The 15,424-nt window shown below is 63.0% G+C and carries 13 protein-coding genes; 4 read left to right on the forward strand and 9 right to left on the reverse strand.

Translation table 11 applies throughout. The features are described 5' to 3' along the window. Positions 1–87: 87 nt before the first annotated feature. The 9 genes from C4K38_RS29295 to bioB all read right to left on the reverse strand — a co-directional run bounded on the left by C4K38_RS29295 (position 88) and on the right by bioB (position 10,573). The gene (locus C4K38_RS29295; protein WP_053281173.1) at positions 88–1,884 is read right to left on the reverse strand and encodes an acyl-CoA dehydrogenase C-terminal domain-containing protein; all 1,797 of its coding nucleotides are present in this window, start codon (positions 1,882–1,884) and stop codon (positions 88–90) included. Positions 1,885–1,974: 90 nt separating this feature from the next. Further along, the gene (locus C4K38_RS29300; RefSeq protein ID WP_053281174.1) at positions 1,975–3,267 is read right to left on the reverse strand and encodes a GGDEF domain-containing protein; all 1,293 of its coding nucleotides are present in this window, start codon (positions 3,265–3,267) and stop codon (positions 1,975–1,977) included. A gap of 219 nt (positions 3,268–3,486) precedes the next feature. Further along, a complete protein-coding gene (locus C4K38_RS29305; RefSeq protein ID WP_025807319.1) occupies positions 3,487–5,292 on the reverse strand; it encodes a phenylacyl-CoA dehydrogenase in 1,806 nt (601 codons plus the stop codon). A 302-nt stretch (positions 5,293–5,594) separates the two neighbouring features. Beyond that, positions 5,595–5,891, reverse strand: coding sequence for a hypothetical protein (locus C4K38_RS29310; RefSeq protein ID WP_009051193.1), 297 nt, complete (start codon positions 5,889–5,891; stop codon positions 5,595–5,597). Positions 5,892–5,998: 107 nt separating this feature from the next. Beyond that, a complete protein-coding gene (bioD, locus tag C4K38_RS29315; RefSeq protein ID WP_053281175.1) occupies positions 5,999–6,679 on the reverse strand; it encodes a dethiobiotin synthase in 681 nt (226 codons plus the stop codon). Next, the gene (gene bioC, locus C4K38_RS29320; RefSeq protein WP_053281176.1) at positions 6,676–7,488 is read right to left on the reverse strand and encodes a malonyl-ACP O-methyltransferase BioC; all 813 of its coding nucleotides are present in this window, start codon (positions 7,486–7,488) and stop codon (positions 6,676–6,678) included. Before bioC ends, bioD begins: the two co-directional genes overlap by 4 nt. After that, on the reverse strand, positions 7,481–8,212 hold the full coding sequence (locus C4K38_RS29325) for an alpha/beta fold hydrolase (protein ID WP_053281177.1): 732 nt from the start codon (positions 8,210–8,212) through the stop codon (positions 7,481–7,483). Before C4K38_RS29325 ends, bioC begins: the two co-directional genes overlap by 8 nt. Next, positions 8,205–9,383: an 8-amino-7-oxononanoate synthase gene (gene bioF, locus C4K38_RS29330; protein ID WP_053281178.1), complete on the reverse strand. Its 1,179-nt coding sequence runs from the start codon at positions 9,381–9,383 to the stop codon at positions 8,205–8,207. Before bioF ends, C4K38_RS29325 begins: the two co-directional genes overlap by 8 nt. Before the next feature lie 134 nt (positions 9,384–9,517). Beyond that, the gene (gene bioB / locus C4K38_RS29335) at positions 9,518–10,573 is read right to left on the reverse strand and encodes a biotin synthase BioB (protein ID WP_007926062.1); all 1,056 of its coding nucleotides are present in this window, start codon (positions 10,571–10,573) and stop codon (positions 9,518–9,520) included. Between the two features lie 91 nt (positions 10,574–10,664). On the opposite strand from bioB, the gene C4K38_RS29340 reads away from it, so the two are divergent. The 4 genes from C4K38_RS29340 to C4K38_RS29355 all read left to right on the forward strand — a co-directional run bounded on the left by C4K38_RS29340 (position 10,665) and on the right by C4K38_RS29355 (position 15,410). After that, positions 10,665–11,405: a ComFC family protein gene (locus C4K38_RS29340; protein ID WP_053281179.1), complete on the forward strand. Its 741-nt coding sequence runs from the start codon at positions 10,665–10,667 to the stop codon at positions 11,403–11,405. A 64-nt stretch (positions 11,406–11,469) separates the two neighbouring features. After that, positions 11,470–12,234: a TOBE domain-containing protein gene (locus C4K38_RS29345; protein WP_053281180.1), complete on the forward strand. Its 765-nt coding sequence runs from the start codon at positions 11,470–11,472 to the stop codon at positions 12,232–12,234. A gap of 150 nt (positions 12,235–12,384) precedes the next feature. Beyond that, positions 12,385–14,286 (forward strand): PhoX family protein, encoded by a 1,902-nt coding sequence (locus C4K38_RS29350; protein ID WP_053281181.1) that lies wholly within the window; start codon positions 12,385–12,387, stop codon positions 14,284–14,286. Positions 14,287–14,435: 149 nt separating this feature from the next. Further along, positions 14,436–15,410 carry a serine/threonine protein kinase gene (locus tag C4K38_RS29355; protein WP_053281182.1) on the forward strand — a complete coding sequence of 325 codons (975 nt, stop codon included), beginning with the start codon at positions 14,436–14,438 and terminating at the stop codon, positions 15,408–15,410. Positions 15,411–15,424: the final 14 nt, after the last annotated feature.

Raw genomic sequence — 15,424 nt, forward strand, 5'->3', positions numbered from 1 at the left:
TTTTAGTCACGACAAATCGCAGACAAACCCACCCCCGCAAAAGCCTGCAGGAATGGGTTTGCTCGCAATGGACGATTACATGAAAACCTAGAGTGCAAACAACTCCGCCGGCAACTTCATCAGGCAGTCACTGCCCGCCTCGATTGCTGCCTGGTGGGCCGCCGTGCGCGGTAGCAGGCGCTTGAAGTAGAACTCGCAGGTCGCCAGCTTGGCCTGGCAATAATCGGCATCCTCTTCACCGGCATCCAGCCGGGCCTGGGCCACCAGCGCCATGCGCAGCCACAGGTAGGCGAGAATGATGTAACCGCTGTACATCAGGTAATCCAGCGCCGCGGCGCCGACTTCGTCGGGGTTCTTCATCGCCGCCATCCCGACCTTGGTGGTCAACGCGCCCCACTGCTGGTTGAGCCCATTGAGCTGCGTCACGTGCCCCTTGAGCTGTGAATGCTCGGCATTGGCCGCACAGAACTTGTGGACGATCTTGGTGAAACCCATCAGCAGCTTGCCCTGGCTGCCAAGCACCTTGCGCCCCAACAGATCCAGGGCCTGGATGCCGTTGGTGCCTTCATAGATTGGGGCGATGCGGCAGTCGCGCACCAGTTGCTCCATGCCCCATTCGCGGATGAAACCATGCCCACCAAACACCTGCATGCCGTGGTTGGTCACTTCCAGCCCGGTTTCGGTCATGAAAGCCTTGCAGATCGGTGTCAGGAAGGCCAACAGGTTCTCGGCATCCTGACGCTGGGTTTCATCAGCGGCCAAGTGCGCCACATCCAGCAACTGCGCGGTGAAATAGGCCAGGGCGCGATTGCCTTCGTTGAAGGCCTTCATAGTCAGCAGCATGCGCCGCACATCGGGGTGGACAATAATCGGGTCGGCGGCCTTGTCCGGCGCCTTCGGCCCGGTCAGGGAGCGCATCTGCAGACGGTCGTTGGCGTATTTGATCGCGCCCTGGAAGCTTGCCTCGCCCAGGCACAGCCCCTGCATTCCGGTACCGAGCCGCGCATGGTTCATCATGGTGAACATGCAGTTCAGGCCTTTGTTGGCCTCACCGATCAGGAATCCCTTGGCGCCATCGAAGTTCAGCACGCAGGTGGCCGAAGCCTTGATGCCCATCTTGTGCTCGATGGAGCCGCAGCTCACACCGTTGCGCTCGCCCGCCTCGCCGTCGGCGTTGGGCAGGAACTTGGGCACGATGAACAGGGAAATGCCCTTGGTGCCCGCCGGTGCATCCGGCAGTTTGGCCAGCACCAGGTGGATGATGTTTTCACTCATGTCGTGCTCGCCGGCCGAGATGAAAATCTTGCTGCCGGAGACCGCATAGCTGCCATCGGCCTGGGGCACGGCACGGGTCTTGATGATGCCCAGGTCGGTGCCGCAATGGGCTTCGGTCAGGCACATGGTGCCGGTCCATTGGCCGGCGGTGAGTTTGCTCAGGTAGGTCTGCTTCTGTTCTTCGCTGCCGTGGGCGTGAATCGCCGACATGGCACCGTGGGTCAGCCCCGGGTACATGCCCCAGGAGGTGTTGCTGGAGCCGACCATCTCGCTGATCACCAGCCCCAGTGAATGCGGCAGGCCCTGGCCACCGTAGTTCGGGTCCGCTGCCAGGCCGTGCCAGCCGCCTTCCACATACTGGGCGAAAGCCTGCTTGAAGCCCTTTGGCGTGGTGACCACGCCATTGTCGAAATGGCAGCCTTCTTCGTCGCCGGAGCGGTTCAGCGGCGCCAGTACGTTTTCACAGAACTTCGCCCCTTCTTCGAGGATCGCGGCCACCATGTCCGGGCTGGCATCGCTGGCCCCCAGAGCGGCGTAACTGGAGTGAAAGTCGAAGACGTGGTCGATCAGAAAGCGCATGTCGCGCAGGGGAGCTTTGTACTCGGGCATGGTGGTTTCTCCGGCAGCAGATCGATCCAACCTACTGCCGCTCATCCGACCTGCCAATCACAGTCCAGACGCTGAATGCGCCGCTATCACTCAACCCGCAGCGGTGTCCATGCGCACCGCGCCACGGCGGTTCTGACCAAAGGCCATGACACAATTACGCCCCGCGCCCTTGGCGCTGTACAGCGCCTGGTCGGCAGACTTGAGCACCTCTTCGGGCGAACGGTGCTCCATCTGCCGCTCGGCGACACCGATGCTGACGGTCACCGACACGCTGGACGCCGCGGCCGCCCCCCGGCGCTGACGCCCCTGCTGGTCGTCCTGGGGGCGGTTCTCCTGATTGCGCAACTGGATGCTGTAGTTGGCGATGGTCTCGCGAATGACCTCCAGGTGCGGCATGCATTCATCGAGGGTCTTGCCGGCGAACACCACTGCAAACTCCTCGCCGCCATAACGGTAGGCGCGACCGCCGCCGCTGACCTTCGACAGTTTGCTGGCCACCAGGCGCAGCACCTGATCACCCACATCGTGACCGTGGGTGTCGTTGAATTTCTTGAAGTGATCGACATCACTCATCGCCAGCACATAGTTGCGCCCCAGACGCTGCATGCGCTCATTCAAGGCCCGACGGCCCGGCAAGCCGGTCAGCTCGTCGCGGAAGGCCATCTGATACGCCTCATGGGCAACGGCCGCGGCGATCATCAACATCACCTGGCTGCACATGATGTTCAGGGTAAAGGGCAGGATGAAGGTCTTGGGCAGCATCCAGAACAAGCCCAGCAACCCCACCAACTGCGCCGCATGCAGCGGGCGTGGGTTGCGCCAGTACTGGATCGCCAGCAACAGGAAGGCCGCAAGAAACACCGGGTACGACAACTGGATCAGGCTCATCCAGGCGCCATGCAGGGCCGGCCAACGGATTTCCGCCAGCCAGGTCAGCAGCGCCTGGGGATAACTCTGCTCCAACCCCAGCGCCACGCTGCCAAAGGCGAGCAGTACGGCAAAGCGCGCCACCATGTCCTGGAACAGGTGGGTACGCTCCTGCCAGGCCGCGAACAGGCCGAACAGCAGCGGCAGCAGCAGGCAGACCAAGTGGAACACCACGGCCGCATCCTCGCGTACCTTGCCGTTGTCGCGGTAATAGTCGGTCTGTGTATCGAGCAGGAAATAGGCGATGTACACGGTGACCATCAGGAACAGTTCACGCTGGCGCCGATACACCGCGCAGTAGGCACCGCCAAGCAACAGCACCAGGGTCGGCAAGACGTTGAACAGCGAGGTGAAGAAGACGTTGAGATCCTTGACGTAGGCAGCCGCGAGCCCCGCAAGCAAGAGTAACAATGACGGTAGAAAGTGGCTGAAACGTACAGCTGAAGAACGCGGCAAGGGTAAAGCTCCGACGCGGCTAAACAGTAGATGGCACTATGCCTTCACAGGGCGTAGTAAAACACGACAAATGTGACACGTGTCACATTGCCACCTCTGTAACGGCAGGGAGTTGCTTCTTCTTAGCGTTTTAGTCGGATTATTTTCAGATTCATCCCGCGCACAAAAAAGCCGCTTCTCCCGAAGGAGAAGCGGCTTCTGAAGAGATACCGGTAAGGCTTAGTAAGCCAGGCCGAAATCTTCTTCTTTCATGTCCATCAGGTTGTTGGCACCCGACAGCATGGCCGCAACGTGAGTGCGGGTACGCGGCAGGATGCGCTGGAAGTAGAAGCGCGCGGTCTGCAGCTTGGCGGTGTAGAATGCCTCTTCGGTGGTACCGGCAGCCAGCTTCTCGGCAGCCAGGCGCGCCATGTCGGCCCAGAAGTAAGCCAGGCAGGCATAACCGGAGTACATCAGGTAGTCCACGGACGCGGCACCGACTTCTTCACGGTCTTTCATGGCAGCCATACCGACCTTCATGGTCAGCTCGCCCCATTCCTTGTTCAGTGCAGCCAGCGGTGCGACGAACTCTTTGACCGACTCGTTGCCTTCGTTGCTCTGGCAGAACTTGTGGACGATCTTGGTGAAGCCTTTCAGAGCTTCGCCTTGGGTCATCAGCACTTTACGGCCCAGCAGGTCCAGCGCCTGGATGCCGGTGGTGCCTTCGTACAGCATGGAAATGCGGCTGTCGCGAACGTTCTGCTCCATGCCCCACTCGGCGATGAAGCCGTGGCCACCGTAGATCTGCACGCCGTGGTTGGCGGCTTCGAAGCCGACTTCGGTCATGAAGGCCTTGGCGATCGGAGTCATGAAGGCCAGCAGTGCGTCGGCTTTCTTCTTCTCTTCTTCGTCCACGCCGTATTTGACGATGTCGACCTGCTTGGCGGTGAAGTAGACCATGGCACGGTTGCCTTCGGCGAAAGCCTTCATGGTCAACAGCATGCGGCGTACGTCAGGGTGCACGATGATCGGGTCGGCGGCCTTGTCCGGCGCTTTCGGGCCAGTCAGGGAACGCATTTGCAGGCGATCGCGAGCGTATTTCAGGCCGCCCTGGAAACCGATCTCGGCATGGGCCAGGCCTTGCAGCGCGGTACCCAGGCGAGCGGTGTTCATGAAGGTGAACATGCAGTTCAGGCCTTTGTTCGCCGGGCCGATCAGGAAACCGGTGGCCGCGTCGAAGTTCATCACGCAGGTGGCGTTGCCGTGGATACCCATCTTGTGTTCCAGGGAACCACAGCTCACGGCGTTGCGCTGGCCGACAGTACCATCGGCGTTCGGCAGGAACTTCGGCACGATGAACAGCGAGATGCCTTTGGTGCCAGCCGGTGCATCCGGCAGGCGGGCCAGAACGATATGGACGATGTTGTCGGCCATGTCGTGCTCACCGGCCGAGATGAAGATCTTGGTGCCGGTGACTTTGTAGGAACCGTCGGCCTGAGGTTCGGCCTTGGTGCGCAGCATGCCCAGGTCGGTGCCGCAGTGCGGTTCGGTCAGGCACATGGTGCCGGTCCACTCGCCGGATACCAGCTTGGTCAGGTAAGCCTCTTGCTGCTCAGGCGTGCCGTGTTCGGAGATGGTGTTCATCGCGCCGTGGGACAGGCCTGGGTACATGCCCCACGACCAGTTGGCTTCGCCGACCATTTCGCTGACAGCCAGGCCCAGGGACTCCGGCAGGCCTTGACCGCCATGCTCGACATCGTGAGCCAGGCTTGGCCAGCCGCCTTCGACGAATTGCTTGTAAGCCTCTTTGAAGCCAGTCGGGGTCTTAACGCCGGACTCGCTCCAGGTGCAGCCTTCCAGGTCACCCACACGGTTCAGAGGGGCCAGTACCTGCTCACAAAACTTCGCGCCTTCCTCGAGGATGGCGTCAACCATGTCTGGAGTAGCGTCCTGGCAAGCCGGCAGGCTCTGATAGTGCGCTTCATAGCCGAGCAGCTCGTCACGAACGAAGCGAATATCACGCAAGGGGGCCTTGTAGTCAGGCATAGCGATAAACCTCTGCTGATGTAACCGGGAATGAACGACCGCGTTGATTTATTGTGGCGGTCAAACAGTTGTTTGAAACATACGTTTACGCCCAAACCTTGTCAAGCACCACGCAAACACCGTTCGTCATCGCTCCTCTGCAAGCCTTGCACGCAAAGGCCCACAGCGAATGCCGTGAAATATTCAGAAGCTAAATTGAGTGTAGGAGCTGGCAGGCCAGCAAGACGGAAGATGAGGCTGTACAGGAGATTTTTGCGCGGGTCACCCTGCCCGCAAAAACGGGCAGGGCTACCGAAGGAGGGTCAAGCGTAGGTGTCGATCAGCGTACCGAGCACTTCATCGGCGGCCTTGGCGACTTTCACACCCAGCTCCGCCTGGATCTTGCCCATGGACATCTCGACCATGTTGCTGGCCAGGTCCGATTGCTGGCTACGGTCGACGGATCGCAAGCGCTCGACCTGGACTTCGGAGGACTGGCTGGTGACAGAACGTTCGATGGTCGTGCTGGCGATCTGGCTGGCAGCCTGATCGACACGGTTCTGCCCGGTCTGCACGGTACTCAGGCCGGCGTAGAAAGCGGTATTCCCGGAAATTTCCATGGGAGAACTCGACCCTGCAAGGAATGAACAGTGGCTATTGAACCAGACGCGCCAGAAAAAGACCCGTCAAAAACACCAATGGCACAGTGCCTTATCATAGGCAAAATCTAGTCAAGTAGGTCCAGTTGCAGATGCTCGGCCACCGCTTCGGCGCTGACCGTCTTCAATCTCGGGACCCGCCCCAGACAAGGTGCGGGCAAACGCTCCGCCAGCGTGGCGAGGTTCTCCTCGAGCCGCGAGGTCTTCGGCTCGATGATATTCGCCACCCAGCCCGCCAGTTGCAAACCGTCCTGGGCAATCGCCTCGGCTGTCAGCAGGGCATGGTTGATACAGCCCAGACGCACGCCCACCACCAGGATCACCGGCAGATCCAGGGCCATGGCCAGGTCGGACAGGTTGTCCTGGTCGGCCAGCGGCACACGCCAGCCGCCGGCCCCTTCGATCAGGGTGAAATCCGCGCCCTTGGCCAGCACCTGGCGCATGGGCGCCAGCAAGGTTTGCACGGTCAACGCCACGCCAGCCTCGCGGGCCGCCAGATGGGGAGCGATCGCCGGTTCAAAGGCCAGTGGATTGACTTCGTCGTAGGTCAGCGGCAACGAGCATTCGGCCAACAGGGCCAAGGCATCGGCGTTACGCAGCCCCTTGGGGGTCAGCTCGCAGCCCGAAGCCACCGGTTTCCCGGCCGCCGTGCTCAGCCCCGAAAGGCGCGCGGCATGCAGCAAGCCAGCGGCAATGGTGGTCTTGCCAACATCAGTGTCTGTTCCGGTAACGAAATAGGCTTGGCTCATAGCGGCTTCTCCAATACGGCGTAGACCACCTGGTACGTCGCGGGCAGTCCCTGCGCTTGACGAAACTGTTCATAAGCGTCGATCAGGCCCTTGATCCGCGCCCGCCCTGTCAACCCGCCGGGCCGTCCAGGGTTGAGGTTGTGTGCCCCCAGCGCTTTCAACTCATGGGTCAGGCTGCGCACATCTGGGTAGTGCAGCACATGAGGACGGGTCTCCAGGCTGAGTACATGCAAACCGCTCGCCGCGCACAGCTGTTGATAAGTGCTGAACTCACGGAAGCGGTTGACATGCACCATGCCGTCGACCTGACGCCAACTGTCGCGCAATTCGTACAGAGTACCGACGCACAGGCTGGCAAAGGCCAGCACGCCGCCCGGCTTCAGCACTCGATGCGCCTCGCTGAGGACCGAACGGAAGTCCGCGCACCACTGCACCGCCAGGCTGGAAAAGATCAGCTCGCAACTCTGCCCCTGCAACGGCAAACGCTCGGCATCGCCAGCAATGAAATGCTGCGCCCCGCCCAGCGGCCGGGCGTGCTCGAGCATGCCTTCGGCGATGTCCAGCGCCAACCCTTCGCTGGCCTGGAAGCGCTCACCCAGCAGGCGGCTGAAATAACCGGTGCCGCAGCCCATGTCCAGCCAGCGACCAGGCTCGCGATCTTGCGGCAGGCGGCTCAGCAACTCGTTACCAACGTCGCGCTGCAGTTGCGCCACGCTGTCGTAACTGGATGCCGCGCGGGAAAAGGAAGCCGCTACCTGGCGCTTGTCGGGCAAGCTGCCGGGCAATTTGGGAAGGGACAGATCAGTCATCACCGGACTCATGCAAAAAAGCCTGGATCGCCCCCGCCACACCGTGGGGATCCTCCAGAAGAAACGCGTGGCTGGCCTGTTCAATCAGACCAATTTCGACATCGGGCAACAACGCCAGCAACTCCCCCGCGGCTTCGGCCGGCACTAGACCGTCGAGCCCGGCGAACAGATGCAACTGCGGCCCACGAAACGCCTGCAGAGCATGGCGAGTGTCCAACTGCGCCAACAGCTCCAGGCCGGCCATCAACACCGCGCCCGAGGTATGCGGCGCGCCGCCAGACAGCAGGCGCGACAGACCGCGTGGATCTTCAGCGCCCTGGGCGCACAACAGGCTGAAGCGCTTGAGGGTGGTGCGCGGGTCGGCGTTACAGCCGGCCAGAAACCCGTCGAAGGTCTCCCCCGGCATCGCGCTCGCCCATTCGGCATGAGCCACGAAACTGGGATTGCTGGCCAACGTCAGCAGACCGCAACAGCGCTCGCCACGACGCGCCGCCAGCTCGGAAGCCAGCATGCCGCCCAGTGACCAGCCACCGAGCCAGGCGTTGTCCGGCACACTGGCATCCAGTTCGTCGAGCCACTCATTCAGGTCGCTGGACTCCAGCTCCGGCAACGGCTCGATCTCGACCCTCAGGTGTTCGTCCAGCCCCTGCAGTGCCGCCGCCAAGGGTTCCAGCGGCGATACACCGAGACCCCAACCGGGCAGCAGAATCAGTCGATCACGCATGGCTTGGCTCCGGTCCCAGTTCGCTAAAACAATCCGCCAGTGCATTCAACAATAGCTGGACCTGAGCCTCACTGTGGGCGGCGGACAGGGTCACCCGCAGGCGGGCGCTCCCCGCGGGCACGGTAGGCGGACGAATCGCGGTGACCATCAGGCCGCGCTCGCGCAGCATCTGTGACAGGCGAATCGCCCGCGCGCTGTCGCCGATCAGGATCGGCTGAATCGGCGTGAAGCTGTCCATCAGGGTCAGCCCGATCTGCTCGGCGCCCAGGCGGAACTGGCGGATCAGCGTGTTCAGGTGCTCACGCCGCCAGTGCTCGCTGCGCAGCAACTCCAGGCTTTTCAGGGTGGCGCAGGCCAGGGCCGGCGGCTGGCTGGTGGTGTAGATATAAGGACGGGCGAACTGGATCAGGCTTTCGATCAGTTCCTCGCTGCCGGCGACAAAGGCGCCGGCGGTGCCGAACGCCTTGCCGAGGGTGCCCACCAAGACCGGCACATCTTCCTGGCTCAAGCCGAAGTGCTCGACTATCCCTCCGCCGTTGGCCCCCAGCGGCCCGAACCCATGGGCGTCGTCGACCATCAGCCAGGCACCCTTGGCCCGGGTTTCACGAGCCAGCGCCGGCAGGTCGGCCAGGTCGCCGTCCATGCTGAACACGCCATCGGTGACCACCAGGGTATTGCCGGTGGCTTTCTCCAGGCGCTTGGCCAGGCTCTCGGCATCGTTGTGCAGGTAACGGTTGAAGCGCGCGCCGGAGAGCAGGCCGGCATCCAGCAACGAAGCGTGGTTGAGGCGGTCTTCCAGCGCTGTGTCGCCCTGCCCCACCAGCGCGGTGACCGCGCCGAGATTGGCCATGTAACCGGTGGTGAACAGCAATGCCCGCGGGCGACCGGTGAACTCAGCCAGGGCTTCTTCCAACTGGTGGTGAGGCGTGCTGTGGCCAATCACCAGGTGTGAAGCGCCACCGCCCACACCCCAGCGGGACGCGCCGGCGCGCCACGCTTCGATCACTTGCGGATGATTGGCCAACCCCAGGTAATCGTTGTTGCAGAACGCCAGCAACGGCTGGCCGTCGACCACCACTTGCGGCCCTTGCGGGCTTTCCAGCAGTGGGCGCTGACGATAGAGATTTTCGGCACGACGGGCAGCGAGACGCGCGCGGAGATCGAAAGACATGCAGGCCTCGCAGGCAAGAAAAGAAACATCATCCTTGTAGGAGCGAGGCTTGCCCGCGATCCAGACACCTCTGTGTCCCTGGCTCACGCGGTGAACCATTCGCGGGCAAGCCTCGCTCCTACAGAGGCAGCAGATCAGACGGCGGCGTTATAGAACTGCTCGCTGCTCTTCTGCTCCACCAGCGCCTGCTCGATGGCGGCCTGGTGCACCTCGTCGGCGTGCTCTTCGCGGGCTTCCGGCTGGATGCCCAGACGCGCGAACAGTTGCATGTCCTTGTCAGCCTGCGGGTTGGCGGTGGTCAGCAACTTCTCGCCGTAGAAGATCGAGTTGGCGCCGGCGAAGAACGCCAGGGCCTGCATCTGCTCGTTCATCGCTTCGCGGCCGGCGGACAGGCGCACATGGGATTTCGGCATCAGGATACGAGCCACGGCGAGCATGCGGATGAAGTCGAACGGATCGACATCCTCGGAGTTTTCCAGCGGCGTGCCGGCCACTTTCACCAGCATGTTGATCGGCACCGATTCCGGGTGCTCCGGCAGATTGGCCAGTTGAATCAGCAGGCCGGCGCGGTCATCGAGGGACTCGCCCATGCCGAGGATGCCGCCGGAGCAGATCTTCATCCCGGCATCGCGCACGTAGGCCAGGGTCTGCAGGCGCTCGCTGTAGGTGCGGGTGGTGATGATGCTGCCGTAGAACTCCGGCGAGGTATCGAGGTTGTGGTTGTAGTAGTCCAGGCCGGCCTTGGCCAGCGCTTCGGTCTGGTCCTGGTCCAGGCGACCGAGGGTCATGCAGGTTTCCAGGCCCATGGCCTTCACGCCTTTGACCATTTCCAGCACGTACGGCATGTCTTTGGCCGACGGGTGTTTCCAGGCCGCGCCCATGCAGAAACGGGTCGAACCTATGGCCTTGGCGCGCGCGGCCTCTTCGAGGACCTTCTGCACTTCCATCAGTTTTTCTTTTTCCAGGCCGGTGTTGTAGTGACCGGACTGCGGACAATATTTGCAATCTTCCGGGCAGGCGCCGGTCTTGATCGACAACAGGGTGGAAACCTGGACGCGGTTGGCGTCGAAATGCGCGCGGTGCACCGTCTGCGCCTGGAACAGCAAGTCATTGAACGGCTGGACGAAGAGGGCTTTGACTTCAGCCAAAGTCCAGTCATGACGCAGATTGGCGGTGGTGCTGGCGCTCATGGGCGATTCCTTGATTATGCTTGGCAAGCGACTGCGGGAAGGGAATACCCACAGCCGCGACACGGATGTTGGGCATATTTAAGGAAGCGCCATGCAGTGTCAACCACATTACCAAGGACCGGTTTACATCTGGTTAAAAAACAAACAGATCTGTTTGCTCTGCGACGAGCTAACCGACACGCCCCAAGCCATTTGCACCGCCTGTGAAACCGAACTGCCGTGGCTCGGCGAGCACTGCCAGGTCTGCGCCCTGCCCTTGCCCGCGGCCGGCTTGACCTGCGGCCAGTGCCTCAAGCAGCCACCCGCCTTCGCCCAGGTGGTGGCGCCCTGGCGTTATGGCTTTCCGGTCGACAGCCTGGTCAGCCGTTTCAAGCACAACGGCAAATGGCCCTTTGGTCGTCTTTTGGCCGAACTTCTCGCGCAATCGCTGCAACATCGCTTTAGCGAGGACCTGATGCGACCCGACGCCTTGCTGCCGGTGCCCCTGGCCCGCAAGCGCCTGCGTCAGCGCGGCTATAACCAGGCGGCGATGCTCGCGCGCTGGCTGGGCGAGATCCTGCAGATCCCCTGCGATGAAACCTCGTTGCAGCGCACCCAGGACACACCATCGCAACAAGGCCTGGATGCCAGGGCGCGGCAACGCAACCTGCGCCACGCCTTCGCCCTGATGCCCGGGGCGGCGGTCCGTGGCCGGCACCTAGCGCTGGTGGACGACGTGCTCACCACCGGCGCGACCGCCCACGCCCTGGCGCGGCTGTTGCTCACGGCCGGGGCGCGGCGGGTCGATGTCTATTGCCTGGCACGCACGCCAAAACCCGGCGAGCCCGACTGAACTTGACTCTCGCCCCTCAAGCCGCAAACTCCCTTTCCATTCCCAGCGTTCAAAGCGTTCAGCCATGTCCTTGCCCACCTTGTTGACCCAGCACATCGTCCGTCGCCCGCAGCGCATTGCCCTGCTGCAGCACATCGCCGAACAGGGCTCGATCACCCGCGCAGCGAAAAGCGCCGGCCTGAGCTACAAGGCCGCCTGGGACGCTATCGACGAGCTGAACAACCTGGCGCAGAAACCCCTGGTCGAACGCAGTGTCGGCGGCAAAGGCGGCGGTGGCGCCAGGCTCTCCGCCGAAGGCGAGCGGGTGCTGCGTCTCTACCAGCGCTTGCAGGCGTTGCAGGCCCAGGTGCTGGAAGCCGCCGAAGACGCCGCCGATCTCGATCTGCTGGGACGCCTGATGCTCCGGACCAGCGCCCGCAACCAGCTGCACGGCACGGTGCAGGCCGTCGAAGCCCAAGGGCGCAACGACCTGGTGCGCCTGGCGCTCGCGGAAGACCTGGTGATCCAGGCGCAGATCACCCATGACAGCACCCTGCATCTGGAACTGGAACCCGGCACCGGAGTGGTGGCCTTGATCAAGGCCGGTTGGCTGGAACTGCTGGCTATCGGTCAGCCCGCAACACCCGGACACAATTGCCTGCAAGGCACCCTGGAAGCGATCCTCGACGCCGAAGACGGCCCCAGCGAAATCAGAATCGTCCTGCCCAGCGGCCAGACCCTCTGCGCCCTGGCCGAACCGCTGCAACTGCGAAACCTTGGCTTGAGCGCCGGCAAGCCGGTGCGGGTGCAGTTCTCGCCATCCAATGTGCTGCTCGGTACGCCGCTGTAAACAGACCTGAATGATCCGGAGCGCCCTGTAGCCGCTGCCGAGCAACGCGAGGCTGCGACCAGATCGCACGGTTTAAAGCTTCTCGGCACTGCAATACGTTCGTCATCGACGCTGACTAAGGTGGCTGCAAAACCCTGCAGGAAGCCTGTGATGAGCCTACTAGAAGAAGACCAACCTACCGACCTCGAAAAGATGGTCGGCCTCAGCCGCCGTGGTTTCATCAGCGCCGGTGCCCTGTGCGGCGCGGCCATGTTCCTCGGTGGCAACCTGCTGAGCCGCAGCGTGCTGGCCGCCAGCGTCAGCGCCGGTTCCAGCAAGCTGCTGGGCTTTGAAGGCATTGCCGCCGCCACCAGCGACACCATCACCCTGCCACCGGGCTACAAGTCCTCGGTCCTGATCAGCTGGGGCCAGCCCCTGCAGAAAAACGGTCCGGCCTTCGACCCGAGCGGCAATGGCACCGCCGCGGCCCAGGAAGTCCAGTTCGGTGACAACAACGATGGCATGAGCCTGTTCGCCTTCCCGGACGACAAGAATCGCGCGCTGATGGCGATCAACAACGAATACACCAACTACCGCTACCTCTACCCCCACGGCGGCATGCCGCAGTCGGCGGAAGACGTGCGCAAGGCCCTGGCCAGCGAAGGCGTGTCGGTGATCGAAGTGCAGCGCCGCAGCGGCCAATGGCAGTTCGTCCAGGGCTCGCGCTACAACCGACGCATCCACGGCAACGCGCCGATTCGCCTGAGCGGCCCGGCCGCCGGCCACGCGCTGATGAAAACCAGCGCCGACAAGAGCGGCAGGAAAGTCCTCGGCACCTTCCAGAACTGCGCCAACGGCAAGACGCCATGGGGCACCTACCTGACCTGTGAAGAGAACTTCACCGACTGCTTCGGCAGCAGCAACGCCCAGCAGACCTTCGATGCCGCGCAGAAACGCTATGGCGCTTCGGCGAGCAGCCGCGACATCAACTGGCATCAGTTCGACCCACGCTTCGACCTGGCGAAAAACCCCAACGAGCTCAACCGGCACGGCTGGGTCGTGGAGATCGACCCGTTCGACCCGCAATCCAAACCGATCAAGCGCACCGCCCTGGGCCGCTTCAAGCATGAGAACGCCGCCCTGGCCGAAGCCCGCGACGGACGCGCCGTGGTCTACATGGGCGACGACGAGCGTGGCGAGTTCATCTACAAGTTCGTCAGCCGCGACCGCATCAACCACCGCAACCCCAAGGCCAACCGTGACCTGCTGGACCACGGCACCCTGTACGTGGCGATCTTCGACAATGGCGACGGCAACCCGGACCACCCGAAAGGCAAGGGCAAATGGGTCGAGCTGAGCCATGGCAAGAACGGCATCGACGCCAGCAGCGGTTTCGCCGACCAGGCCGAAGTGCTGATCCACGCCCGCCTGGCGGCCAGCGTGGTCAAGGCCACGCGCATGGACCGTCCGGAATGGATCGTGGTCAGCCCGAAAGACGGCCAGGTCTACTGCACCCTGACCAACAACTCCAAACGCGGTGAAGACGGCCAGCCAGTGGGCGGCCCGAACCCGCGGGAGAAAAACGTCTACGGGCAGATCCTGCGCTGGCAGACCGCTCGTGGCGACCACGGCTCGATGGACTTCACCTGGGACCTGTTCGTGGTCGCCGGCAACCCGGCCGTGCATGCCGGCCAGCCGAAAGGCGGCTCGTCGAACATCACCCCGCAGAACATGTTCAACAGCCCCGACGGCCTGGGCTTCGACAAGTCTGGCCGGTTGTGGATCCTCACCGACGGCGACTCCAGCAACGCTGGCGACTTTGCCGGCATGGGCAACAACCAGATGCTCTGCGCCGACCCGGATACCGGTGAAATCCGCCGCTTCATGGTCGGGCCGGTAGGCTGCGAGGTCACCGGCATTAGCTTCTCGCCGGATCAGCGAAGCCTGTTCGTGGGCATCCAGCATCCGGGCGAGAACGGCGGTTCGACCTTCCCCGAGCACCTGCCCAACGGTAAGCCGCGTTCCTCGGTGATGGTGATCACCCGGGAAGATGGCGGCATCGTCGGCGCCTGATCCACTGCTTCGCAAGCAGGCCTCGCCCCTACACGGATTTGTAGGAGCGAGGCTTGCCCGCGATAGCGACCTCACAGTCACCACCTGTCATCCTTCGTGCGCTACCATGCTTGGCCGGACGCAGCAGCCTGCTGCGCGCAGGAGTCAGCATGTCTCACCCGTTCGAAACCCTTACCCCTGATCTAGTCCTCGATGCCGTCGAAAGCATCGGTTTTCTCAGCGACGCCCGCGTTCTGGCACTCAACAGTTACGAAAACCGTGTCTACCAGGTCGGCATCGAAGACGGCGAGCCGCTGATCGCCAAGTTCTACCGCCCGCAGCGCTGGACCAACGAGGCGATTCTCGAGGAGCACCGCTTCACCTTCGAACTGGCCGAATGCGAAGTGCCGGTGGTGGCGCCGCTGATTCACCAGGGCGAAAGCCTGTTCGAGCATCAAGGCTTCCGCTTCACCCTGTTCCCGCGCCGTGGCGGCCGGGCGCCGGAACCCGGCAACCTCGACCAGCTGTATCGCCTGGGGCAATTGCTCGGCCGCCTGCATGCGGTCGGCGCCACCCGCCCGTTCGAGCATCGCGAAGCGCTGGGGGTGAAGAACTTCGGCCACGATTCGCTGGCCACCCTGCTGGAAGGCGACTTCGTGCCCAAGAGCCTGCTGCCGGCCTATGAGTCGGTGGCCCGCGACCTGCTCAAGCGGGTGGAAGAGGTCTACCAGGCCACTCCGCACCAGAACATCCGCATGCATGGCGACTGCCATCCCGGCAATATGATGTGCCGCGACGAGGTGTTCCATATCGTCGACCTCGACGACTGCCGCATGGGCCCGGCGGTACAGGATCTGTGGATGATGCTCGCCGGCAATCGCCAGGAATGCCTGGGGCAGCTGTCGGAGCTGATGGATGGCTACAGCGAGTTCCACGACTTCGACCCGCGCGAACTGGCGCTGATCGAACCGCTGCGCGCCCTGCGCCTGATGCACTACAGCGCCTGGCTGGCCCGGCGCTGGGACGACCCGGCCTTCCCGCGCAGCTTCCCCTGGTTCGGCAGCGAGCGTTATTGGGGCGACCAGGTGCTGGCGTTGCGCGAGCAACTTGCGGCGCTCAACGAAGAACCCTTGAAGCTGTTCTGACCCCCCAGCCTTCA

Origin of the sequence: Pseudomonas chlororaphis subsp. piscium (assembly GCF_003850345.1) — a bacterium.
Classification (GTDB): domain Bacteria; phylum Pseudomonadota; class Gammaproteobacteria; order Pseudomonadales; family Pseudomonadaceae; genus Aquipseudomonas; species Aquipseudomonas piscium.